Origin of the sequence: Seongchinamella unica (assembly GCF_004354085.1) — a bacterium.
Classification (GTDB): Bacteria; Pseudomonadota; Gammaproteobacteria; order Pseudomonadales; family Halieaceae; genus Halioglobus; species Halioglobus unicus.
Map to the genome: position 1 here is coordinate 115,389 of NZ_SMSE01000002.1, position 22,791 is coordinate 138,179.

At 62.3% G+C, this 22,791-nt stretch carries 19 protein-coding genes and 1 tRNA gene; 14 read left to right on the plus strand and 6 right to left on the minus strand.

The annotated features are described in order from the left end of the window. Nucleotides 1-57 precede the first annotated feature (57 nt). Together E2F43_RS07640 and E2F43_RS07645 are read left to right on the plus strand one after the other, a co-directional pair. Nucleotides 58-1,416: a DUF2868 domain-containing protein gene (locus E2F43_RS07640; protein ID WP_133211347.1), complete on the plus strand. Its 1,359-nt coding sequence runs from the start codon at nt 58-60 to the stop codon at nt 1,414-1,416. Further along, the gene (locus E2F43_RS07645) at nt 1,413-2,834 is read left to right on the plus strand and encodes a DUF3482 domain-containing protein (RefSeq protein ID WP_133211349.1); all 1,422 of its coding nucleotides are present in this window, start codon (nt 1,413-1,415) and stop codon (nt 2,832-2,834) included. The genes E2F43_RS07640 and E2F43_RS07645 overlap by 4 nt, the downstream gene beginning before the upstream one ends. A 7-nt stretch (nt 2,835-2,841) precedes the next feature. Here E2F43_RS07645 and E2F43_RS07650 read toward each other — a convergent pair whose 3' ends face one another. The 5 genes from E2F43_RS07650 to E2F43_RS07670 form a co-directional block, all read right to left on the minus strand. Next, complete coding sequence (locus E2F43_RS07650) at nt 2,842-3,807, minus strand: YheT family hydrolase (protein ID WP_133211351.1); 966 nt, start codon at nt 3,805-3,807, stop codon at nt 2,842-2,844. 2 nt (nt 3,808-3,809) lie between these two features. Continuing rightward, the gene (locus E2F43_RS07655; RefSeq protein WP_133211353.1) at nt 3,810-5,357 is read right to left on the minus strand and encodes a sodium:solute symporter family transporter; all 1,548 of its coding nucleotides are present in this window, start codon (nt 5,355-5,357) and stop codon (nt 3,810-3,812) included. 10 nt (nt 5,358-5,367) lie between these two features. Continuing rightward, nucleotides 5,368-6,558, minus strand: a complete 1,191-nt coding sequence (kbl, locus tag E2F43_RS07660; RefSeq protein ID WP_133211355.1) for a glycine C-acetyltransferase — start codon at nt 6,556-6,558, stop codon at nt 5,368-5,370. A gap of 10 nt (nt 6,559-6,568) precedes the next feature. Beyond that, nucleotides 6,569-7,597 carry an L-threonine 3-dehydrogenase gene (gene tdh / locus E2F43_RS07665; RefSeq protein WP_133211357.1) on the minus strand — a complete coding sequence of 343 codons (1,029 nt, stop codon included), beginning with the start codon at nt 7,595-7,597 and terminating at the stop codon, nt 6,569-6,571. Nucleotides 7,598-7,690: 93 nt separating this feature from the next. Next, complete coding sequence (locus E2F43_RS07670; protein WP_165954230.1) at nt 7,691-8,002, minus strand: DUF4124 domain-containing protein; 312 nt, start codon at nt 8,000-8,002, stop codon at nt 7,691-7,693. A gap of 165 nt (nt 8,003-8,167) precedes the next feature. On the opposite strand from E2F43_RS07670, the gene E2F43_RS07675 reads away from it, so the two are divergent. The 12 genes from E2F43_RS07675 (at nt 8,168) to mmuM (ending at nt 21,526) form a co-directional block, all read left to right on the plus strand. Then, nucleotides 8,168-8,797 carry an ATP-dependent zinc protease family protein gene (locus E2F43_RS07675; protein WP_133211361.1) on the plus strand — a complete coding sequence of 210 codons (630 nt, stop codon included), beginning with the start codon at nt 8,168-8,170 and terminating at the stop codon, nt 8,795-8,797. Further along, complete coding sequence (locus tag E2F43_RS07680) at nt 8,797-10,314, plus strand: inactive transglutaminase family protein (protein ID WP_133211363.1); 1,518 nt, start codon at nt 8,797-8,799, stop codon at nt 10,312-10,314. The genes E2F43_RS07675 and E2F43_RS07680 overlap by 1 nt, the downstream gene beginning before the upstream one ends. Continuing rightward, entirely contained in the window at nt 10,314-11,264 is a 951-nt protein-coding gene (locus E2F43_RS07685; protein WP_133211365.1) for an alpha-L-glutamate ligase-like protein, read from the plus strand. Before E2F43_RS07680 ends, E2F43_RS07685 begins: the two co-directional genes overlap by 1 nt. Continuing rightward, the gene (locus tag E2F43_RS07690; RefSeq protein ID WP_133211367.1) at nt 11,264-11,692 is read left to right on the plus strand and encodes a PGPGW domain-containing protein; all 429 of its coding nucleotides are present in this window, start codon (nt 11,264-11,266) and stop codon (nt 11,690-11,692) included. Before E2F43_RS07685 ends, E2F43_RS07690 begins: the two co-directional genes overlap by 1 nt. A gap of 61 nt (nt 11,693-11,753) precedes the next feature. After that, nucleotides 11,754-12,125: a hypothetical protein gene (locus E2F43_RS07695; protein WP_133211369.1), complete on the plus strand. Its 372-nt coding sequence runs from the start codon at nt 11,754-11,756 to the stop codon at nt 12,123-12,125. Between the two features lie 67 nt (nt 12,126-12,192). Then, the gene (locus E2F43_RS07700; RefSeq protein WP_133211371.1) at nt 12,193-12,594 is read left to right on the plus strand and encodes a hypothetical protein; all 402 of its coding nucleotides are present in this window, start codon (nt 12,193-12,195) and stop codon (nt 12,592-12,594) included. Between the two features lie 5 nt (nt 12,595-12,599). Continuing rightward, complete coding sequence (locus E2F43_RS07705) at nt 12,600-13,883, plus strand: acetyl-CoA hydrolase/transferase family protein (RefSeq protein ID WP_133211373.1); 1,284 nt, start codon at nt 12,600-12,602, stop codon at nt 13,881-13,883. 68 nt (nt 13,884-13,951) lie between these two features. Then, nucleotides 13,952-14,028: transfer RNA gene (locus tag E2F43_RS07710), tRNA-Arg, on the plus strand. Nucleotides 14,029-14,806: 778 nt separating this feature from the next. Further along, complete coding sequence (locus E2F43_RS07715) at nt 14,807-15,754, plus strand: patatin-like phospholipase family protein (protein WP_165954231.1); 948 nt, start codon at nt 14,807-14,809, stop codon at nt 15,752-15,754. A gap of 386 nt (nt 15,755-16,140) precedes the next feature. Next, on the plus strand, nt 16,141-19,593 hold the full coding sequence (locus E2F43_RS07720; protein ID WP_133211377.1) for an indolepyruvate ferredoxin oxidoreductase family protein: 3,453 nt from the start codon (nt 16,141-16,143) through the stop codon (nt 19,591-19,593). A gap of 97 nt (nt 19,594-19,690) precedes the next feature. Then, nucleotides 19,691-20,596 (plus strand): crotonase/enoyl-CoA hydratase family protein, encoded by a 906-nt coding sequence (locus tag E2F43_RS07725; RefSeq protein WP_133211379.1) that lies wholly within the window; start codon nt 19,691-19,693, stop codon nt 20,594-20,596. Then, nucleotides 20,597-21,526 (plus strand): homocysteine S-methyltransferase, encoded by a 930-nt coding sequence (gene mmuM, locus E2F43_RS07730; protein ID WP_133211381.1) that lies wholly within the window; start codon nt 20,597-20,599, stop codon nt 21,524-21,526. Here mmuM and E2F43_RS07735 read toward each other — a convergent pair. Further along, nucleotides 21,523-22,731 carry a protein kinase domain-containing protein gene (locus tag E2F43_RS07735; protein WP_133211383.1) on the minus strand — a complete coding sequence of 403 codons (1,209 nt, stop codon included), beginning with the start codon at nt 22,729-22,731 and terminating at the stop codon, nt 21,523-21,525. The genes mmuM and E2F43_RS07735 overlap by 4 nt on opposite strands. Between the last annotated feature and the right edge of the window lie 60 nt (nt 22,732-22,791).

Consider the following 22,791-nt stretch of genomic DNA (forward strand, 5'->3'; position numbering starts at 1 on the left):
CCCCAATGGCGTTGGTTTAATCTATCATGGGGCACTGGTAATTGAGAGAGAAGCGATATGCCCGCTCCTGGCGTCACGCCGATCCTGGCTGATATCTATCTGTTGGACAGGCAGTTGCAGGCCGATCGCCGGCGTTCCCTGGAGCAACTGCAGGAGCGCGACCATGCGATTGGTCGGGAGTGCATGGGCGCGAGTGACACCGCCTGCCTGTTGCATTGGCGGCAAGCGGTGGCGGAACCATCAGCGCGCCAATCCGTAGGCTGGTTGAATGAGGCCAATGCCGCACTGCTGTTGCGCTTGTTTGCCCTGCTCGCCGGGGTCCTGGCCATGGGCGGCTTTCTGCTGGCCAGTGAACGGGCACTGGTCAACGTCTTCCTGCTGCTGGTGTTTTTCGTGTTTTTGCCGCTCGCCCTGTCGCTGGTTTCCGCCTGGGTGATGCTGCTGTCCGCAAGGGGCTCGCCGCCACCGGTTTTTGCCCTCAACCCCGCGCGTTTTGTTGCCCGCTGGGCGGTACCTGATGGGAGCTACCTGAAGTCCGGGAGTGGCCCGCTGCGCCTGCTGATACTGAAATACGCCCAGGAATTTGCCCTGATGTTCGCCCTCGGCGTTATCGCCGCGTTTCTGCTCCTGCTGGCGTTCAACGACTTCAGTTTTGTCTGGGGCTCCACCTTCGGTTTCAGCGACGAGCTTGTGGCTGCGGTGACAGGGGTCCTGGCTGCGCCCTGGTCATCATCACTGCCCGCTGCAACGGTCACGCCGGAGATCATCAGCGAGACACGCTATCACGCTGCCCAGCTGGATCTGGGGCAGGTCAGCGCCGCCAGTCGCCGCGGCTGGTGGCCGTTTCTGTTGCTGTGCCTGCTGGCCTATACCCTGTTGCCGCGCCTGCTGCTGTGCCTGGTCGCAAGGCGCAGTTACCGGCGCGGGCTCAATGCCGCATTCCTGGCGGTGCCGGGTGCAGCCAGTGTTCTGGCCCGCATGCGCGCGCCGGTGGTGAAAACCCGGGCCCTGGACGCAGACCACGAGGACCGCCAGGCCAGCCCGGTCATCAGCGAGCAGGGCGCGGTGCTGCTGGAATGGGCCGGTGCGCTCAGCGCCAGTTCCGTGCAGTGGGAGGTGGCCAGGAAATTGCGCGCTGGCCTGGGTTCCCCCGGCGACGATCTCGACAGCATTGAAACTATCAATCAACTGCGTCCGCCCCACCTGCTGGTGGCGGTCAAGGGCTGGGAACCGCCCATGGCGGACCTGGCGGACGTACTGGCCGATGTCCGCGAGGTGGACTACTGCACCCTGCAGTTGGTCGCACTGCCCGGGCGTGAATTGGGCGAGGCCGCATTTCGTGACTGGCAGGCGTTCGCTGACCAATTGCCATTTCGGGTGACGGATGTGGTCGCCCTCGGGGGCGCTGGCCAATGACCGCAGTGCGCCGGGACAGCCTGCCCAGCTTTGCCGTGGTCGGCCGGCCCAACAAGGGCAAATCGTCCATTGTTGCGACCCTGGCCCGGGACGATTCGGTGCGCATTGCCGCTCGTGCGGGTTCCACCCGCTCGACCCGGCGCTTTCCCATGCAGGTGGACGGGGAGGTGCTTTACGAACTGATTGATACTCCCGGGATGCAGCGCTCGCGGCAACTGCTGGCCTGGCTGCAGTCCCACTGCAACGACGCGGCCTCCCGCCCGGCGGCGGTGAAGCGGTTTTTGCAGGAACACGGGCAGGATGAACAATTCGCCGATGAGTGCCGGGCGCTGCAACCCATTGTCGAGGGTGCCGGCATTATTTATGTGGTCGATGGTTCGGTGCCCTTCGGTGCCGATTACGAGGCGGAGATGGAAATCCTTCGCTGGACCGGACGCCCCAGCCTGGCGCTGGTCAACCCCATCGAAAACACCGATTACGTGGAGCAGTGGATTACCGGTCTCGGCCAGTATTTCCAGACCGTGCGCAGCTTTGATGCCCATCGCGCCGAACACAGCAAGCAACTGGACCTGTTAACCCTGTTCGGCCACCTTGACCCCCAGTGGCGCCAGCCATTGCGGCGCGCGGTGCAGGTACTGGAGGCCGACCGGTTGCGCCAGCACCAGGAGTCCGCCGAGCTGATTGCCGGGCTGATCTGCGAAGGCCTGACCTACCGCGTTGAGCAGGCGGTGCCGGAAGGGGCGCCGGAGGCACCGGTGCGCCAACTGCTCTTCAGTCGCTACCAGCGGCACCTGATCAAGCGCGAGCGGGAGTGCCGTACGCGGGTGGAGGAACTGTTCTACTACCACGGTCTGAACAAGTCCGAGCAGGCCATGGACTTTGCCGAGGACGACTTGTTTCACCAGCAACACTGGTACCTCTGGGGCTTGAACCGGCGCCAGCTGCTGCTGGCCGCCGGCGCTGCCGGGGGTGTGGCGGGCGGCGGCGCCGGTGTGGTTGTCGATGGCATGACCGGCGGGCTGCTGGGTGGTCTGGCGACCATGGCGGGGGGCATTGGCGGCGCGATAGCCTCCACCCGCAGTGCCATCAAGTACTCTGACGATATCGCCCGCTGGTCGGTCAAGGGCATACCGACCGGCGGCAATCGTCTCTCCTATGGGCCGTCGCGCAATGTGAATTTCCCCTTTGTGCTGCTGGGCCGGGCGATGCAGCATCATCGCCTGATCAGCCAGCGGACCCATGCGGTGCGCGAATCCCTCAAGCTGACGGAGCCTGCCCTGGACTGGTTGAGCGACCGGGAGCGCCGCCAGCTGGCGCGGGTGTTTGAGGACCTACGTGGCGGCAAACGGCAGCCCGAGCGACGGGCGCAGCTCAGCGCGCTGGTGCAGCAGTGGTGTCAGCAGGTAGACGCAGGTTGAGCAGTCCCTAGTGGAATAATTCCAGCAGGCGCTGGTCTATCCAGCCATCCAGGCGCCAGTTCATCAGGAAACCGCAGTGACCACCGTAGCGCGGCGTCTCTATCTGCAGGGCCGCGGTTTTGGCAATTTTCTCCAGGTCGTCACAGGGAATCATCGGGTCATCCTGGCTGAGAATAAGGTGCGAGGGAATCTCCAGGCCAGCCAGGGTATCGCCGGTGAGGGCGTAGGCGTCGTAGTAGCTGCGCGGGTCGTCGAAGCCGGTGTAATGGGGGACAAAATAGGCGTTCATGTCAGCCAGGGTTGCCATGTCCAGCAGGCTGTCGCCATAGCCGAGCTCGGGAAAGTGCTCCAGCTTGATCGTCAGGGATCGCTTCCAGCGATGGACGAAGTACTTGTGGTAAATCTGGCTGCCCCGCTCCAGCTCGCCCATGGTGCGCCAGGGATCCAGCACCGGGCATACGGCCACCACCTTGTCCAGTTGCAGGCCCTGCCGGGGTGCCTGTGCCGCCAGCCGCAGGGCGAAATTTCCGCCCAGCGAGTGTCCCGCGAGAAAGGTCTTCGGCTGCGGGTAACGCTGTTTGACCTGGATGACCGCATCGATGACTTCCTGCAGCCGGGTTGAGTTGTACAGTTCGGGGTTCAGGGCGTGGCTGGGACCGTGGTCGCGCAGGTGCAGGCGGAACACCGCAAAGCCGGCCCGGTGCAGCGAGTGGGCGTTGGAGAGCTGGTAGCTGGACTCGGCGTCGCCCTCCCAGCCGTGCAGCAGGATGGCCAGTCCGCGGGACGGGGCGGGGTGCGGGTTGTAGAGACCGTGCAGCTGGATGCCGTCACTGCACTGCAGGATCACATCTTCAGCCTCAGCCTGCAGATAGCGGGTGCGGCGCTTCAGCGGCCAGCTGCGCAGTGGCGTGCTTGAAATCAGCGTTTGCACGTGGGCATTGCGCAGCAGCGGTGGTGGGTTGAAGCCGGACATGGCTACGGCCACCACAGGGCCACGCAGATCGCCAGAATGAGCCCGAACATGGCCAGAAGCTGTAAGGTCGGGCGCCGCGGTAACTGCAGTACTTCAGCGGCCCGGTCGCCCCTGCCGCCGATGACGCCGGCCGCGAGGGCAATCGACCAGCCCGCCACAAAGCCGGAGACGTTCCACCACAGCCAGGAAACGGACGGCAACAGTAACCAGATCAGCAGGTTGCACAGCAGGCCCCCGACGAAGCCGCTGATGGCCGCGCCCTGGCCCAGTTGCGGGCGCAGAATCGCCAGCGTGAACAGCATCAGCAGCGGGCCGTTGGCCATGGAGCCGACCTTGTTGATCGCCTCCAGTACCGTCGGTGCGATGCGTTCCACCTGGAAGGAGAAGGCAATCGCGAACAGCCCCCAGGCCACGGTAACCAGCTTTGAGGTGATGAACAGGGAACGCTCCGGCAGCGGCCGGAAGCGGGCGATAAAATCCTCCACGGTACTGGCCGACAGGCTGTTCAGGGCGGAGTCGATGGAAGACATGGCCGCGGCAAACAGGCCGACGATAGCGAGGCCGGCCAGGCCCGGGGCGAACTCCCGGGCGACGAAGGCGGGAAACACCAGGTTGTAGTTGGGCGCGCCGGCCGCGGTGCGGGGCAGGGAACGGATGAAGTCGCCGTGGTCCAGGGCATAGGCGGCCAGTCCCAGCCCCACCAGGCAATAAGCCAGCACCAGCGGGAATCGCAGTACCCCGTTGAGCACCAGGATCTGCCGCAACTGGTTTTCATCGCGGGCGCTGAGCAGCCGCTGGGCCTGGCTCTGGTCGCAGCCATAGTAGGCCATGTAGAGAAACAGGCCGCCGAACAACATCGGCCAGAAGCCATAGTTGTTGCCGCTGGCCAGTCCCCAGTCATGCTGTAGCGGGACCGTACGCTGCTGCAAATCGCCGAAATGGGCGGCCAGTGGCTGCGCCAGCCACAGCAGGGCCACCAGCACCGCAGCCAGCAGCAGGATCATCTGCAGCACGTCGGAGATGACCACGGCGCGCATGCCGCCCAGAGCATCGTAGGTGACGGTGATGCCCATCAGGATCAGCACCGACCAGGCAAAAGGAATGCCGGTGACCAGGCCGATGACCGAGGCGACCCCGTACACGGTGACACCGGTGGCGACCCCGCGGAAAAACAGGAAGCAGCCGCTGGCCACCAGCCGGGCCCCGAGGCCGAGACGCTGCTCCAGATAGGCGTAGATGGAGATAACGCCGCTGTGGAATACGGGCAGGAACAGCACGCACAGGCCCAGCATCGCCAGCGGCACCGCCAGTTCGTACTGCAACCACAGCAGGCCACCGCCGATCACGAAGCCGACAAAGGCCGGCGCTCCCAGCAGGGAATTGGTAGAGCACTGGGTGGCGACGATGGAACTGGCCAGGGCCCAGCCGGGGAGTTTGTGGCCGCCCAGGTAGTAGTCCTCCCTGGATCCCTGTTGGCGGCCCAGGTACACGGCCAGTAACAGCATGGCGGCCAGGTAGAGGCCGATAACACTCCAGTCCAGGACAGTCACGGGATGGGGTTCAGCGTTGCTCGGTAATGGCTTTTGCCCGCCCGAAGGCCTCGATGGCCATTTGTACGTCGTCGTCAGTCAGCGCCGCCGACATCTGGGTGCGGATGCGCGCCTTGCCCCGCGGCACCACCGGGAAAGAGAACGCCACCACATAAACCCCCTGGGCGAGCATGGCCTCGGCGAACTGTGCCGCCTTGGCCGCGTCGTGGAGCATCACCGGGACAATGGGGTGCTCCCCGGGTAACAGCTCGAAACCGAGCTTTTCCAGGCCCTCGCGGAATACCGCCGTGTTGGTTGCCAGCCGCTGGCGCAGCTCCGGTGACTCGCTGACCAGCTCGATGGCCCTGATCGCACCGGCTACCACCGGCGGCGCCACCGTGTTGGAGAACAGGTAGGGGCGGGAGCGCTGGCGCAACAGGGCCACGATCTCCTGCCTCGCCGCGGTATAGCCACCACTGGCACCACCGAGAGCCTTGCCCAGGGTGCCGGTAATGATGTCCACCCGATCCATGCAGCCGCGGAATTCATGGGTGCCACGGCCACCTGCACCGACAAAGCCGGTGGCGTGACAGTCATCGAAGTGCACCAGGGCGCCGTATTTTTCTGCCAGGTCGCAGATCTCGTCCAGGCGGGCGATGTAGCCATCCATGGAAAACACACCGTCGGTGGTGATCAGTTTGAAGCGGGCGCCGGCGACGTCCGCCGCCTTGAGCTGTGCCTCGAGATCGGCCATGTCGTTGTTCCTGTAGCGATAACGCTGGGCCCGGCACAGGCGCACCCCGTCGATAATGCTGGCGTGGTTGAGTTCGTCGGAAATCACCGCGTCTTCCGCGCCGAGCAGGGTTTCGAACAGGCCGCCGTTGGCGTCGAAGCAGGAAGGGTAGAGGATGGTGTCCTCGGTGCCGAGGAAGGTGCTCAGGGCAGCTTCCAGCTGTTTGTGCAGGGTCTGGGTGCCGCAGATAAAACGTACCGAGGCCATGCCGTAGCCCCAGTCCTCGAGCCCTTTTGCCGCGGCAGCGTTGACCTCCGGGTGCTGCGCAAGCCCCAGGTAATTGTTGGCGCAGAGGTTGAGCACGTCGCCTTCCTTCACACCCACGTGGGCGCCCTGGGGCGAGGTGATCAGCCGTTCGTGCTTGAACAGGCCCGCTTCTTCAATGCCCTTGAGTTCCTGCGCCAGGTGTTCGCCAAAACGATCGTACATGTGCTGTTCCTTACAAATCCCAGTTGAGGACTACCTTGCTGGCTTCCCCGCTCTTCATGACATCAAAACCGCGCTGGAAATCGGTGTAGGGCAGGCGGTGGGTGATGACCGGGGAAATGTCCAGGCCCGAGTCGATCATCACTGACATCTTGTACCAGGTTTCGTACATCTCCCGCCCGTAAATGCCCTTCAGGGTGAGCATGTTGAAGATCACCTTGTTCCAGTCGATGGCGGTGTCCTCCGCGGGAATGCCGAGAATGGCGATTTTGCCGCCGTGGCACATGTTATCGATCAACTCGTTGAAGGCCTGCGGATTGCCCGACATTTCCAGCCCCACGTCGAAACCCTCATCCATGCCCAGCGCTGTCTGCACATCGGCGATACGCTCGCGGCTGACATTCACGGTGCGGGTGGCTCCCAGGGTTCTGGCCAGTTCCAGCCGCGAATCGATGACATCGGTAATCACCACGTGGCGGGCGCCGGCGTGTTTACATACCGCCGCCGCCATGGCGCCGATCGGGCCGGCACCGGTAATCAGCACATCCTCGCCCAGCAGGTCGAACTGCAGCGCGGTGTGGGTGGCATTGCCGAAGGGGTCGAACAGGGCGGCAACGTCAAGGTCTATGCCGGGGCTGTGTTCCCAGACATTGGACATGGGCAGGGCCACATACTCCGCGAAGGCGCCCGGACGGTCGACGCCGATACCCGAGGTCTGGTTGCACAGATGGCGACGGCCCGCCATGCAGTTGCGGCAGCGGCCGCAGACCACATGCCCCTCGCCGGAAACCACCTGCCCCGGGTGGAAGTCGTTGACATTGGAGCCGACCTCAACAATCTCGCCGACAAATTCATGTCCCACCACCATCGGTACCGGGATGGTTTTCTGCGCCCAGGCATCCCAGTTGTAGATGTGCATGTCGGTGCCGCAGATGGCCGTGCGCTTGACCTTGATCAGGACGTCGTTGATCCCGAGCTCGGGCTCAGGCACATCTTCCAGCCAGATGCCCTCGCGGGCTTCTTTCTTGACCAGTGCTTTCATGCTGTGTGTCCATTGAATTCAGATCCTGAATTCTAGACGCAAAAGTGCCCCGGGGCGATGTTGGCCGGGAATGGTGGGTCTTATGGGGAGGTATCAGTCGTTGCCGGAGAGATAGCGTGCGGATTCCACCCGGCGACTGTGGCCCTTCAAATTGGCGCGGCCCGCTTCGCTGGTGTCGCGGTCACTGGTCCAGGTGCCCTTGTCCTCGCCCGCTCGGGTACCCTCGCCAAAATTGGTTGGCTCCACCTTGACCTTCTTGCGTTCGCCCGTGGTGGGGCAGGCCTTGTCGGTGAAGGTCTTTTCGCCGCTGACCGGGTCGGTGCACATAAACACTTCCGCGCCGGACAGCGGCGACGCAGCCAGTAGGGCAGCCAGCATCAGGCCGCGGTAAATCCTTGTTCTCATAACCTCGCCCTCGGCGGACAGTCGGGTTTGCAGCTCTACAGTGGCCACTTTCATCCCGCCGGTCGAGGAAAAACTGGAGAAATCTCCAGAAACTCCCAGGCTCCTGCCATCACTGGGCTGGCGGCCCTTCTGTACTTCGGGGAGGGTATTCAGTAACCTGCGCGCATGAAACTCGCCAGTGCCCTGTTGACCCTGTTGCTGCTCTCCGGCTGCGCCCTGACGCCCGAGTCGGAGCCACCGGCAGAACCGCCGCCCGTTTGCCCTGAGCCGGTGAGCTGTGACGCCTGCCCGGTTGCCCAGTGCCCGGAACCGGAAGTGGTGGAAACGGTGAAAATCGTCGAGGTACCGGCGGAGCTGCCGCCAATGGCGACCACCGCTGGAGCCATGCACCTGCCTATTATCGGCGAAGTGGAGTGGGTGCTGGTGGAACCGGTTGGGCTGCGGCTGGAAGCGCGAATTGATACCGGCGCCGAAACCACCTCCATCCACGCCGAGAATATCCAGCTGCTGGAAAAGGAAGGGCGCCGCTACGTGCGCTTTGATCTCGAGGACCCGGAATCGGGGGAACGCCTGCCGCAGGAGTTACGGCTGCGCCGCCAGGTGCTGATCAAGCAGCATGACGATGAACCGGAACGGCGCTATGTGGTGCGCATGTGGCTGACCCTGGGCGAAATGCGCCACCGGGTTGACGTGACCTTGTCGGATCGGGATGTGTTCGAGTTCCCACTGCTGGTGGGGCGTAACTTTCTGCTGGATGCGGCGATCGTCGATGTCAGCCGCAGTCATACGCAATAGTGTTATCCAGTCGCCTCAAGATTGAGTTGATTGCCGGTGCGCTGATCCTGTTCGGGGTGGGACTTACCGTGTACAAGGTCTTCGCGCTGGGCTTTCCGCTGCTGCCCGGCGAGTACCGTGAAGTCTGGACCATCGAAACCAAGATCAGCTTCCAGCCCGAATCCGGGGCGGTGGATGTGAAACTGACCCTGCCGGAACCCGTGGCGGGGTGGGAATTGCTGGACGAGCACTTTGCCTCCTCCGGATTCGGTTTTGCGATACGCGGCGAGGAACCGCGACGCGCCAACTGGACCAAGCAGAATCTGCAGCGTGAAACCACGCTGTACTATAAATTGCAGGCCTATCGCCCCACCGTTGATGCGCTGCCTGATCGGCCGCCGGAAGCGCTGATGCCTCCCCTGCTGAATCCCGACCAGCAGGTGGCGATGGAGCGTCTGTTGAATGTGCTGCGGGCGAAGTCCGTCGATGTCGAGAGCTTCACCTCACTACTGCTGGTGGAGATGGGGCCGGAGGGTAGCGACCCCGACGCCGGCTTTTTGCGCAGTACCTGGGAGGAGGAGTCAGGGGATATCCTGCTGGGAATTCTCGCTCACGCCGGCATCCCGGCGGGCCATTTGCGGGGTATTCGCCTGGAAGACGGCCGGCGCCGGCAGACTGCCAGCGCCCTGCTGGAGGTGTATGACGGCGACAACTGGCTGGTGTTTGACCCGGAGACGGCCAGCCGGGGCCTGCCACCCAACTTCTTCGTCTGGCAGCGAGGTTCGCAAGCGTTGCTGGATGTTGTCGGCGGCAGCCGGTCGCGGCTGGAATTTGCGCTGGTCAGCAACAGCCTGCCGGCCCGGGCGGTGGTGGCCATGGAACAGCGGCTGGGACGTTACGCCCTGCTGGACTTCTCGGTTTACGCCCTGCCGGTAGAGCAACAGGGCGTGTTCAAGGGCTTGTTATTGCTGCCGGTGGCTGCCTTGGTCGTGGTGATTATGCGCCTGCTGGTTGGCATCAGCACTTCAGGCACCTTTATGCCCATCCTGATTGCCATTGCCTTTATCCAGACCACGCTGCTGGTGGGCCTGGGTATTTTCCTGACGCTGGTGGCCGCGGGCCTGTGGATTCGTTCATGGCTCAGTCACATGAACCTGCTCCTGGTCTCGCGCATTTCCGCGGTGGTGATTGTGGTGATATTCCTGATGGCAACCCTGGCCCTGGTCAGTTACAAGCTCGGCCTTGACCAGGTGTTGAGCGTGTCCTTCTTCCCGGTGGTGATACTGGCCTGGACCATCGAGCGGATGTCGATCCTGTGGGAAGAGGAAGGCCCCCATGAGGTGCTGGTACAGGGCGGCGGCAGCCTGTTGGTCGCGGTGCTGGCCTACCTGGCGATGTCGAACCGCCTGGTGTCCCACCTGACCTTCAACTTTCCCGAACTCACCCTGAGCCTGCTGGGCGTTATCCTGCTGTTGGGTAAATATACCGGTTATCGCCTGAGCGAACTCTACCGCTTCCGCAACCTGGGGCGCGACTGATGCTGTTTCGCTCGCCTGCCGCTTTGCGCCGCATGGGTGTGCTGGGTATGAACGAGCGGAATGTCGGTTACATCGGCCGCTACAATCCCCGCCGTAACTATCCGCTGGTAGACAACAAGCTGCTCACCAAGAGCCGGGCCCAGTCCCGGGCAATTCCGGTGCCCCAGCTGTATGCGGTAGTGGAATACCAGCACCAGGTTGCCAGGTCCAATGAGTTGTTGGTGCCTTACCAGGGCTTTGTGATCAAACCTGCACAGGGCAGCGGCGGCCGGGGCATACTGGTTGTGCAGGGCCGGCGCGGGGACAATTACCTCAAGGCCAGCGGCATGGAGATCAGTCCCGACGAGGTGGCCCGCCACATTTCCAATATTCTCGCCGGATTGCACAGTCTCGGCGGCCGTAATGACACCGCCATGGTCGAGGCGTTGATCGACTTTGACCCCTGCCTGGCAAAATTCAGCTACGAAGGTGTCCCCGATATCCGGGTGATTGCTTTCAGGGGAGTGCCGGTCATGGCAATGATGCGCTGCGCCACCCACGCTTCCGACGGCAAGGCCAACCTGCACCAGGGGGCGGTGGGAGTGGGGCTGGATATAGCCACCGGCAGCGCCCTGCGGGCGGTACAACACGGCCAACTGGTGGACGCCCACCCGGATACCGGCGCCAGCTTCGACTCGCTGCAGATTCCCCACTGGGAGCGGGTGCTGGACCTGGCTGCCAGCTGTGTGGAGATGACCGGCCTGCAATACCTGGGCGCGGATATCGTGCTGGACCGGCAGCAGGGCCCCGTGCTGCTCGAATTGAATGCCAGGCCCGGGCTGGCGATACAGGTCGCCAACCAGGCGGGGCTGCGCGACCGGCTGGCAATAGCGGCGGAAATAGCCGCCGCAACCGACGACCACGATGAGAAAATTGAGGCGGCCAGGGCAAGGCTGGGTGGTGGTGGCTGATGGCCTGGCTGGAGCAGTGGCTGCCCGATATTCTGCTGTGGGGCACCGTGGTTTCGCTGCTGAGCCTGTTGGCCCTGCTCATCACCGCACCCTGGGTGGTGTCGCGTCTGCCGCAGGATTATTTCTCGTCCCGCCACCGGCACCCGCTGCAACGCAGTAACGGCATTTTCGGCTGGGGGCTGTCCCTGCTGAAGAACCTGCTGGGATCGCTGTTGGTGACCCTTGGCTTTATCATGCTGTTTACCCCGGGACAGGGTATCCTGGTCACCGTGGTTGGCCTGTTAATCATGAATTTTCCTGGCAAATACCGGCTCGAACGGGCCCTGGTCAGCAGGCAGAGCGTGCTCAACGGGCTCAACTGGCTGCGCCGCAAGCAGTCCCTGCCGCCGTTTGAAGCTCCCCGGCCCCGGGCAGAAGCAAGCGATTGAGCTGCCACTGCCCGGCTGATCGTTTTATAATGCCCACTGCATCCGACGAGAGAGGTATCCAATGATCGGTAAGATGATGGCCATGGGGTTCGACCTCGCCACCATGCCCGCCCGCCTGACCTGGCGCAGTGCCCGGGCACTAACCATGACACCCGCCCAGTTCCAGCAGTTCAGCGATGAGCTGCGCCAGGCTTCGGAGGAGGTCGCCCGCGAGATCCAGACCGTCATCGCCGGCGTCGATGCGGAAATGTCCGCCAAGGCCGCGCATCTGAGCCCGGAGCAGAAAGCGCAGGCGGCCGGGCTGGCGCTGCAGGCCGCCGAGCAGCACCTGAGTATGGCGGCGGTGAACATGCTGCGTGCGCTGTGGTTGTCTGCTCACGCCAGCAGGGAACTGGACCGCAGCGATAGCGTGATTATTGAACACGAATCCTGACAAGCCGTCAGATTCAGCTATGCTGGTTACGGTGCCCAGCAAAGCACGGAACCGGAGTACTATGCCCATGAGATTAATGAAAACCCTGTTGCTGTGCGTGCCCCTGTGGTCGCCGCTGGCGCTGGCACAGGAGGCCACCTCCCTGCAGTCTGACTGGATCGACCTGGTCAAGGGCAGCAAGGGCAGCAAAATGGGTGTGGAAGTGCAGGATGTGCAGCCCGGCGATACACCCGGCACCCGCAAGATCTACATCTCGGTACCCAAGGTGTCCATGGGAAACCCCGACGCGATCGAGGAAGTGGTAGTTGTGGGCCAGGCGCCGGAGAAGTCGGAGCCGCTGGATATCCAGTACGAGTGGGTCTACGACTATGACGACGACAACTATGGGCTGATATTGCAGTTGGGCGAGGGTAACTGGCCGATTCGCCTCTACATGAATTCAGGGCCTGGTTACCTGCACCCGGAATAAAGCTCATGGCGCAATTTACCGAGACGGCACTGGAAGCCGTTTCCATCATCGGTTCGGGCGAAAAGATCTGGTGCCATTCCATGGCCGCCACCCCCATTGTATTGCTCGAGGCACTGGCCCGGCACGCGGTCTCCCTGTCCGACGTCACGATCATGCAACTGCACCTGGAACATGCCGACGCGATTGCCGACCCGGCGCTGGACGGCCACCTGCGCAACCGTTGCTTCTTTGCCGGTAAGACCACCCGCGGCCTGATCAATGAAGGCAGGGCGGATTATGTGCCGATGTTTCTCTCCGAGATTCCCAAACTGTTCCGCCACGGGGAACAACACATCGATACCGCGCTGGTGCAGGTGTCCACGCCCGACCAGCATGGCAATTGTTCCCTGGGCATATCGGTGGAGGCGACCGCCGCCGCCTGCGATGTAGCCAACCGCATCATTGCCCACGTCAATCCCAATATGCCGCGCACCCACGGTGACAGTTTTATCAATATTCGCGACATTGACTACGCCTATGTGGAAGAGGCGCCGCTGATCACTGTCGATAACCGGCGCACATCCGAGACCGAACAGCGTATCGGCGAAATCGTCGCCAGCCGGATCAATGACGGTGATTGCCTGCAAATGGGCATCGGCGCCATACCCGACGCGGCGCTGTCGTTCATGAAGGACCGCCGCGACCTCGGCGTACACACCGAGATGTTTTCCGACGGTGTGCTCGACCTCATCGAGGCGGGGGTGATCACTAACAGCAACAAGAAAGTTGCCCGGGGGCGCACGGTCACCGGCTTCACCATGGGCAGCGAACGCCTCTATCGCTTTGTCGACGACAACCCGGAAGTGACCTTCCTGGACATTGAATTCGTCAATAACCCGGTGGTCATCGCCAAGAACCCCCAGGTGACCTCCATCAACAGTGCCATCCAGATCGACCTGACCGGCCAGGTGTGTGCCGACTCCATGGGTCACAAGATCTATTCCGGTGTGGGCGGGCAGGTGGACTTCGTGCTGGGGGCCAGCTTCTCGGAGCACGGCAAGTCGATTATCGCCCTGCCCAGCACCGCCAAGCGGGGTACCCTGAGCCGGCTGGTGCCGGCCCTGGAACGAGGGGCCGGGGTGGTGACCACCCGGGCGCTGGTGGACTACGTGGTCACCGAATACGGTATCGCCGAACTGCGTGGCCGCTCCATCGCGGAACGGGCCCGCGACCTGATCAATATCGCCCACCCCGACTTCCGCGAGGAACTCTCAAGGGAGGCCAGGGACAACCTGGGAATGTCCATATAGGGGCCAAAATTTCCGTCCGTAAGCCCTTGACGAATAACAACTTCGTCCCTATAGTACCGCCCCTCAACGCGCCTGTAGCTCAGCTGGATAGAGTACCTGGCTACGAACCAGGCGGTCGCACGTTCGAATCGTGCCAGGCGCGCCATCTAAACAAAAAAGCCACCCCTCGGGGTGGCTTTTTTGTTTAGCCGGGTGGGTTTGGTCGCTTAGAGCGCCGGGGCGCCGGACCGGTCCGTTCGACAAAACGCGCCAGCGTTTTGCACCCAGGCGCGTAGCGCCGAAGCCCCTCGGGGTCAGAACAGCCCAAAGGCTGTTCTGAGTCATCGTGCCTCCCACCCGCCAAACCCGAGTTCTCGACGAGAAAGTGCCCGTTCGAAAAACGCGCAGCGTTTGGACCGCAGCGACGCACCCCGCAGGGCGATAACAGCGGAACGCCGCCCGGCCCTGAGGCTGTTATCGGTCAATCGTGCCCCGCCCGCCAAAGCCGATTTCTCGACGAGAACGTGTCCGCGGCTCTACCCAATTAACGGGATCGGGCATTCATCCGTTCCCGATTGATAATCACTCCCAACCGCAGTGGGTCAGCACTCTCAATCGATAGTTCTCAACCTTTCAAAAACCAGAGGCCCTGCTGCGATCATTTCCATTTTGTTGTGGAAATCCTCTATTAGGCGATTGCCTTTGCTGATTCGCCACAGGGCCCAGATCGGCTCCGCCAACGGGTCAGGGTCCTCGCCAGGGATCGTAGCGGGCTGTCGCCTTTGAGCGCTGGAAGTGCCACCCTGGCCTTGCAGGCAGATGAGTGGTCGCGACGGGGTGCGTCTTGCCATGATTGGTACTCCTGATTGTGGGGTAGTATGCTACCGGTGTCAGGCAGCCAATCCACCTACGGGGCTGTTCAAACTTTCTGGGGCCACCTCTCTATGACCACATCCGCGCCCACGGTAAAACGAGCACTCATCCTGTCCGGCGGCGGTGGTCGCGGCGCTTACCAGGTCGGTGTGTGGCGGAGGCTGCAGGAAATCGGCTGGCAGCCGGACATCGTCTGCGGCACGTCTATCGGCTCCATCAATGGCGCCCTCATCGGCTCGGGCTGGGATGCCGAACAGCTTGAGGCGTTTTGGGCATCACTGGATCGAAAACACGCGTTTCGCGTGTCACTGTGGCGGCGAATCAAGTACCGGATCAATCGAGTCCTGGGGCGACACCCGAATTTTCCCGCGTTATTGGATAATGAACCTCTGCGGCAGACCCTCGCGGAAGCGATTGATGTGGCGCGCCTGCGAGACGATCAACCCAGAGTGACGGTGGCGGCAACCAACGTCTGCCGGGCGCGACTGGAGTATTTCGCCGGCGAGCAGCTCACTGTTGACCACATCCTGGCCTCTTGTTCCATTCCGGTGGTCTTTCCCTGGTGTGAAATCGCCGGGGAGCTCTACTGGGATGGGGGCGTGATGGCGAATACACCAATTTTCCCCGCACTGAATGCCGGGGCCACAGAGATTCTGGTGGTATTGCTGGCGCCGTTAGTGGGCGAGCCGGTGGCGCCGCCGAAAACAACCAGGGCAGCGTTTTCCTGGGCGTTCGACATCATTACTATCGGCTCGGCCGCATCCTTGCTGCAGGAGCTTGCGTCCCATCTCGGCCTGGACCTTCGTGCCAGGCGCGATACACTGACCAGCCAGCATTTTCTCGATCTTGGCGATATACGTATCGGAGTTGTGGCGCCGAAAACGGCATGGGGTATCGACTCCATCCTTGATCTGGACAGGCAACATATAAGGCAGCGGATTGGCGCGGGTTATGACGATGCTACCGAGCAGTTAAGCGGATTTTTGCAACAAGCCAGGGGTGAGCAGCCATCCGTGTAATGGATCGGTACAGTAATAGTTTAGCAGGGCAATCGCATGAGGCGATCGGGGCGCGAGATCAGGGTACTGCAATTTGCACCGAGAGGCGTAGCAACGAAGCCCAGAAGGGGCAGTACATCCCTTGGGGTGTGCCGAGCCATCATGCCACCGGATTATCCCCGGCCACTTTCGCCTCCCCGTCATTCCTGGTTCGATCGCGCGACATTAATCTTGTCCGGCTGACCTTGTCCACGGGCGCTTTTTTGTCGGTGCCAGGATGGCAGTTCAGGTTGGTTGATACCAGGCGCTAAATTTCTGATACTGCAGGGGTAATCTGCGATCAACCACAGCGGCTGATTAAGCGCTACACTTGCAGTGCGAAAATACAACATCGAGAGGCAATTCCAATGACGTCGGATAATCCGGTTCTCCAATCCGTTTCGCTGGCGGACAAGTATGACAAGAGCGAAGGACGGGTCTTTATCAGTGGTACCCAGGCGCTGGCGCGGCTGGCGCTGGTCCAGCGTGAAATCGATACCAGGGCGGGCCTGAATACCCGGGGATTCATTAGCGGTTACCGGGGTTCCCCACTGGGTACCCTGGACAGTGTGCTCTGGCGCGAGCACAAACGGCTGGACGCGGCTGGCGTCGTGTTTCAGCCCGGGGTGAATGAGGATTTGGCCGCCACAGCCGTATGGGGAAGCCAGCAACTGGATTTTTTCCCGGACCCGCAGGTCGATGGCGTATACGCGCTCTGGTACGGCAAGGCGCCCGGTGTTGACCGGTCCGCCGATGCGATACGTCACGGCAATAACTTCGGTACGCACAAGCACGGCGGTGTGCTCGTGGTAGTTGGCGACGACCACCCCGGCAAATCCTCCACGGTCGTCAACCAGAGCGAACCGATGTTCGCCGCCATGCAGATACCGGTATTGTATCCGTCAGACGTGCAGGAAATCATCGACTTCGGTCTGCTGGGTTGGCAATTGTCTCGCTACTGCGGGCTCTGGGTGGGGCTGAAGACCGTCAACGAAACCGTAGAGCAGACCCAGACGGTGACAGTGCATAGCGACGAATTTAGCGCCGTTTGGCCCGACCGCGGACTGGACGCCGATAACGTCAACATCAAGTCCGCTTTCAACCCCCAGGCGTTGGAAGTGACGGTCAAGCGGGTGCGACTGCCGCTGGTCAATGCGTTTGTCCGGGCCAACGGCATCGACAAGGAACGGATTGGCGGCAAGGGCGGTCTCGGCATCGTAACGTCCGGCAAGAGCTACTCCGACGTGATTCAGGCGTTCAGTCTGCTGGGTCTCGACAGCGACGCTGCTGCGGCCCTCGGCATCGCCATTTACAAGGTCGGCTGCATATGGCCCCTGGAGCCGGAGGGTATGAAAGAATTTGCCCAGGGGCGTCCCGAGTTGCTCTTTGTGGAAGAGAAATCGCCGATGCTGGAGCCCCAGGTGGCTCAGCTGTTGATCAATGCTGAGCAGAAACCCCGTCTGGTGGGTAAGCAGGATGAGCATGGCTCAGCGCTGCTGCCTTCCGACGTGCAACTGGAGCCCACCGTGATCGCCGACGTGATTTTCGCCAGACTCGACGCCCTGGCTGTGGCCGACCCTGCTCTGCGCGACAGGCACGCGGCGCTGATGGCGGAGATGAACGCCAACCGGGAGCGATTCACTGCCACGGCGTTGAAGGTGATACGTACGCCTTATTTCTGTTCAGGTTGTCCGCACAACACGTCGACACGGCTGCCGGAGGGCAGTATGGCGATGGCCGGCATCGGCTGTCACGGCATGGCGGGGCTGCGACGGGCCGACACGTTGGTACCCACGCACATGGGTGGCGAAGGCGTCAACTGGACGGGGGTGGCACCCTTCAGTGGTACCGAGCATATGTTCCAGAATATCGGCGACGGTACTTACTTCCACTCCGGGTTGATGGCAATTCGGGCTGCCGTGGCATCCGGCGCCAATATCACCTACAAGATACTGTTCAACGATGCGGTTGCCATGACCGGCGGACAGCCCATCGACGGTCCCATATCAGTAGCGACCATGGCGAGCCAGGTGCTGGCGGAGGGGGTCCGCAAGGTTGTGGTGGTATCCGACCAGCCGGAAAAATTTCGCGGTCAGTTACCCCGCAATGTCGCCCTTTACCCGCGCGAGGAGCTCGATCTCGTGCAGCGGGAACTGCGCGAGGTAAAGGGCACGACGGCACTGATTTACGAGCAGACCTGTGCCGCCGAGAAGCGTCGCAGGCGCAAGCGCGGTACCTTTCCGAACCCGGCCAAGCGAATGTTCATTAACGATGCGGTGTGCGAAGGCTGCGGCGACTGTTCGGAACAGTCCACCTGTGTATCGATCCAGCCCAGGGAAACGCCTTTTGGAACCAAGCGCCAGGTGGATCAGTCCAGCTGCAACAAGGACTACAGCTGCGCCAAGGGCTTTTGCCCGTCATTCGTCACCGTGCTGGGATCGGAGCCAAGGAAGCCCAGCGGTGTCGCGCTGGAGGGTGACTTGTTTGCGGATTTACCGATGCCTGCGCGGGCCGAACTGACGCGGGGCAATGTGGGCATTATGATCGCGGGTATCGGCGGAACCGGCGTCATCACGGTTGGCGCGGTGATCGGTATGGCGGCGCATCTCGAGGGCAATGCCTGTTCCATCTACGATATGACCGGCCTCAGCCAGAAGAATGGCGCGGTGTATTCACACCTGCGGATCGCGGAGCGGCAGGAAGACCTCGCCGCGCAGCGTATCGGCGCTGGTGAGGCTGATGTGGTACTCGGCTTCGATCTGCTGGCGGCGCTGTCCGGTGACGCGGGCACCACCTACGCCCTGGGTCGTACGCGTGTCGTCGGCAACTCGAAAATCGTTCCGACCATTGATTTCCAGTTTAACCGCGACATGACGATCAACGAATACCAGGTGGAAGCCGATATCGCCACCCGCGCCGGGACGGACAATACCTATTTTGTCGATGCCACCGACCTGGCCCTGAAGCTGCTGGGCGATACCATCGGCGCCAATATGTTTCTGGTGGGCTATGCTGCGCAGCTTGGGCTGTTGCCGGTCACTGTGCAGGCACTCGAGGAGGCCATACGGCTCAACGGCACGGCAATTCCTTTCAACCTGCAGGCCTTCGCGCTGGGTCGACTGTACGCTCACTCGCCAGACGCGGTTACCGCACTGCTGCCTGAACAGGCCGAAACGGTGCACGAGGAAACACTGGAAGAGCTCATCGCTTCCCGGGCACAGCACCTGGTCGATTACCAGAACCAGGCCTGGTCGCAGCGATTCCTGGCCACGGTGGATCGGGTGCGCGCCGCGGAAACCGCCATCGATGCGGATTCGACGGCCCTTACCCGGGCCGTTGCCGCCAACCTGTCCAAGCTGATGTCCTACAAGGACGAGTACGAAGTTGGCAGGCTGTACTCGGACCCGGCGTTCAAACGCAAGCTGGACGCCACCTTCGAACCTGGTTACACCCTGAAGTTCAACCTGGCGCCGCCCATGATCAGCCGGATCAACCCGTCGACCGGCCGGCCGATGAAACGGGAGTTCGGCCAGTGGATCCTGCCCGGTTTCAGCCTGTTGGCACGACTGAAGGGATTGCGGGGAACACCGCTGGATATTTTCGGCTACAATGCCGAGCGGCGCCTGGAGCGACAGCTGATACGTGACTACGAGGAAATGCTTGACACGGTCCTGCCAGGGCTGGACGAAGACAACCTGGAGGCCGCAGTTGCCCTGGCGTCACTCCCTGACGACATTCGCGGGTTCGGTCACGTGAAGGAAAAGGCAGTGCAGGAGGTCGGGGTACGCAAGGAGGCATTGCTGCAGAAGTTTGCGGCGTGACGCGTGCATGGCCATGCGCAGGAGCTGGCTTCCTACCTATTCCGTCAGCGATGGCCGCCTGCGGGAGAATGGCTAACCGTCACGTTAGGGAGAAAGCATGCTCGAACTAACCACCGTCCGGATATCGCAGGACACTGACAATCCGCGGGTCGCCCGGCTGCTGCTCAACCGGCCGGAACGGCTCAATGCCATCATTGATGAAACTGCCGATGACATCCGCCGCGCTGTGCGCTGGGCGGAGCAGAACGACGAGGTTCACGTCATTGTCGTCGAGGGCGCGGGCAAGGGGTTTTGCGGCGGATACGATCTGGCGGACTATGCCGAACAGCAGGTTGAGCACCCCTGCCAGCAGGAGTCCTATCCCTGGGACCCCATGGTCGATTACGCCTGCATGAAGGACAACACGGAAGGCTTTATGAGTTTGTGGCGTTCGAGCAAACCGACCATCGCCAAGATACACGGTGCTGCCGTTGCCGGCGGCAGCGATATCGCGCTGTGTTGCGACCTGATGGTGATGGCCGAGAACGCGCGCATTGGCTACATGCCGACCCGTGTCTGGGGTTGCCCCACGACGGCCATGTGGACCTACCGGCTCGGGCCGACCCGCGCCAAGCAACTGATGTTCACCGGCGACATGATCGACGGTAACACCGCCGGTGAGTGGGGCCTGGCCAACTACGTGGTGCCGGAGGAGCAACTGGAGCGCAAGACCATGGAACTGGCAGAGCGTATTGCCGGGGTTCCCCGCAGCCACCTGGCAATGCACAAACTGGTCGTCAACCAGGTCATGCTGACCATGGGGCTGGAACAGTCCCAGACCATGGCCACCGTGTTTGACGGTATCACCCGCCATAATCCGGAAGGGGTCTGGTTCCGGCGCTATGCCCAGACTGAAGGGTTCAGGGCCGCGGTTGACTGGCGCGATAGCGGGCGCAATATACCCGAAGGTGAGGAGGCGCGGGCGAGTATACGGGAGATGGACGACAAGCTCGCCGGTCGTTGAGTGTCCGCTACACTCCCAGAGCTGCGCAGCCCGTTGATCCTCGATGGCGGCCTCGCCACCGAACTGGAAGCGCGGGGCTATGACCTGAATCATCCACTGTGGTCGGCCAAGCTGCTGATTGAAGCACCCGATGCCATCAGGGACGTGCACCTGGCCTACCTGCGGGCCGGTGCCGGCTGCATCATCAGCGCCAGTTACCAGGCGAGTGTCGACGGTTTTATCTCGCTGGGGCTATCGGAGGAGGAGGCACTATCGCTGCTGGATCTCTCGATAAAGCTGGGGCGAGAAGCGATCAACCAGTATCGCCACGAGGCGTCGCCGCTGGTGCACCCACTGTTGGCGGCCAGTGTCGGCCCCTATGGCGCCTGCCTGGCAGACGGCTCCGAGTATCATGGGAACTATGACCTGGACCAGGCGGGGCTTTACCGCTTTCATCGCCAGCGTTTGCTGCGACTTGCCGCTGGCGGTGCTGACTTGCTTGCCTGTGAAACCATCCCCTGTATCGACGAAGCCCTGGCTCTCGGCCAGCTGGTTGCCGAGACGGAGACCCCCGCCTGGATCAGTTTTTCCTGCCGGGATGGGGAGCTCCTCAGCAGCGGTGAATCCATCGAGAAGGCGGCCAGGGCGCTGGCCGGTCATTCGTCGTTATTGGCTTTGGGCGTTAATTGCACCGCGCCCGGCCACATCACCTCACTCATTGACCGGCTTCGCCACTGCTGGAGCGGGCGCATCGTGGTTTACCCCAACTCCGGCGAGCGCTACTGCGCCGACACCGGCAATTGGGAGGGAACCCGCAGCCCACTGGAATTCGCCGATGCCGCCGGGACCTGGTTGCAGCGCGGCGCCGATATTGTCGGTGGCTGCTGTCGTACCGGACCGGGGCACGTCGCCGCGCTGCGGCGGGCCCTGGAACTGCCGGGCCGCGCTTAATCCTCCCGGGTGATGGTATAGCCCAGGGCCAGCATCGCCTTGATGGTGCCCAGTACGGTGGCCCGGTCATACTCCTTTTCTGATTCGGGGAGCTGGTTGTAGGCGACCAGGCAGGGGTGGGTTTTCCGGCTGTCGTCACGCACGTCACCCAGCTTCCAGCCGTCCTTGTAGCGTTGCAGTGCCCAGATATCGTGCGTGTGCTCTGCCAGCTTCTCGATCAGTGGTTCCAGTGACTCATCCACTTGCACTGAACCGACGTCGATAGGCCGGGGTTCGTAGCCAAAGTAGTCGTCGAGGTCCCGGGCCAGGTCCAGGGCGGTGGTGTAGCGTCGGCTGGGGTCCCGGGCAATGGCTTTCAGGCAGATGCTCTCCAGCTCCCGCGGGATACTGTCATCAATCTGTCGCGGCGGGCGCACTTCGCCGCTGCCGATCGCGGCGACCAGTTGCTCTCTCGTGTCACCCTGAAACGGCAATTGTCCACACATCAACTGGTACAACAACACGCCCAGGGCGTAGATGTCGGTGCGTCCGTCCAGAGACTGGGTGTTGGTATCTGCCTGTTCCGGGCTCATATACGCGGGCGTGGCCGCGTGGCCGGCCAGCTCCGATCGCTGCTGCGGGTTATAGGCGATGCCGAAGTCGGTCACGTGAGCCTTGCCGTTGTCGTCGATGATCACGTTGGCCGGCTTGATATCGCAGTGAACGATGCCGGCCAGATGTGCATGGTGCAGTGCCAGCGCGGCGTCGCGAATGGTACGCACCGTTTCCGGCAGGCTGATCCGTCCCTGTCGCAGCAGCCAGCCCAGGTCCTGCCCGCGGATAAACTTGGAAACGATATAGCAGGAGCCCTCGGGGGTGCGAATGCAGTCATAGACCGGAACGATGTGCTCATGGTCCAGTTGGGCAACGGTGCGGGCCTCGGCAATGAAGGATTCGACGCTGTCGTAGCGGGAGAGCACCTGCTGGCGCGGTTTCTTTACCGCAACCAGCCGGTCCAGTTCGAGATCGTAGGCCAGAAAGACATAGCCGAACGTGCCCTGGCCCAGGTAGCGCTTGACCTCGAAGCGCCCCAGAACGACTTCGCCCGGTTGCTGGGGCAGTGACTCCCCGGCTGGAAAATCGGCAGCCACCGGCGCATCGGATAACGGACTGAGCTCGGTGTTGTCCATCGTTTCGGTGAGATTAAACGGTCCTTCGTTCATCATGGGTCACTCTTCGCATGTCGTCGCAGTATATCGTGACCGCGGTACTTTGCATCAGCTACG

Coding starts and splice junctions, on each gene's coding strand:
- E2F43_RS07640 (WP_133211347.1), top strand. CDS start 58: ATGCCCGCTCCTGGCGTCACGCCGATCCTGGCTGATATCTATCTGTTG.
- E2F43_RS07645 (WP_133211349.1), top strand. CDS start 1,413: ATGACCGCAGTGCGCCGGGACAGCCTGCCCAGCTTTGCCGTGGTCGGC.
- E2F43_RS07650 (WP_133211351.1), bottom strand. CDS start 3,807: ATGTCCGGCTTCAACCCACCACCGCTGCTGCGCAATGCCCACGTGCAA.
- kbl (WP_133211355.1), bottom strand. CDS start 6,558: ATGTACGATCGTTTTGGCGAACACCTGGCGCAGGAACTCAAGGGCATT.
- tdh (WP_133211357.1), bottom strand. CDS start 7,597: ATGAAAGCACTGGTCAAGAAAGAAGCCCGCGAGGGCATCTGGCTGGAA.
- E2F43_RS07670 (WP_165954230.1), bottom strand. CDS start 8,002: ATGAGAACAAGGATTTACCGCGGCCTGATGCTGGCTGCCCTACTGGCT.
- E2F43_RS07675 (WP_133211361.1), top strand. CDS start 8,168: ATGAAACTCGCCAGTGCCCTGTTGACCCTGTTGCTGCTCTCCGGCTGC.
- E2F43_RS07685 (WP_133211365.1), top strand. CDS start 10,314: ATGCTGTTTCGCTCGCCTGCCGCTTTGCGCCGCATGGGTGTGCTGGGT.
- E2F43_RS07690 (WP_133211367.1), top strand. CDS start 11,264: ATGGCCTGGCTGGAGCAGTGGCTGCCCGATATTCTGCTGTGGGGCACC.
- E2F43_RS07695 (WP_133211369.1), top strand. CDS start 11,754: ATGATCGGTAAGATGATGGCCATGGGGTTCGACCTCGCCACCATGCCC.
- E2F43_RS07700 (WP_133211371.1), top strand. CDS start 12,193: ATGAGATTAATGAAAACCCTGTTGCTGTGCGTGCCCCTGTGGTCGCCG.
- E2F43_RS07705 (WP_133211373.1), top strand. CDS start 12,600: ATGGCGCAATTTACCGAGACGGCACTGGAAGCCGTTTCCATCATCGGT.
- E2F43_RS07715 (WP_165954231.1), top strand. CDS start 14,807: ATGACCACATCCGCGCCCACGGTAAAACGAGCACTCATCCTGTCCGGC.
- E2F43_RS07720 (WP_133211377.1), top strand. CDS start 16,141: ATGACGTCGGATAATCCGGTTCTCCAATCCGTTTCGCTGGCGGACAAG.
- E2F43_RS07725 (WP_133211379.1), top strand. CDS start 19,691: ATGCTCGAACTAACCACCGTCCGGATATCGCAGGACACTGACAATCCG.
- E2F43_RS07735 (WP_133211383.1), bottom strand. CDS start 22,731: ATGATGAACGAAGGACCGTTTAATCTCACCGAAACGATGGACAACACC.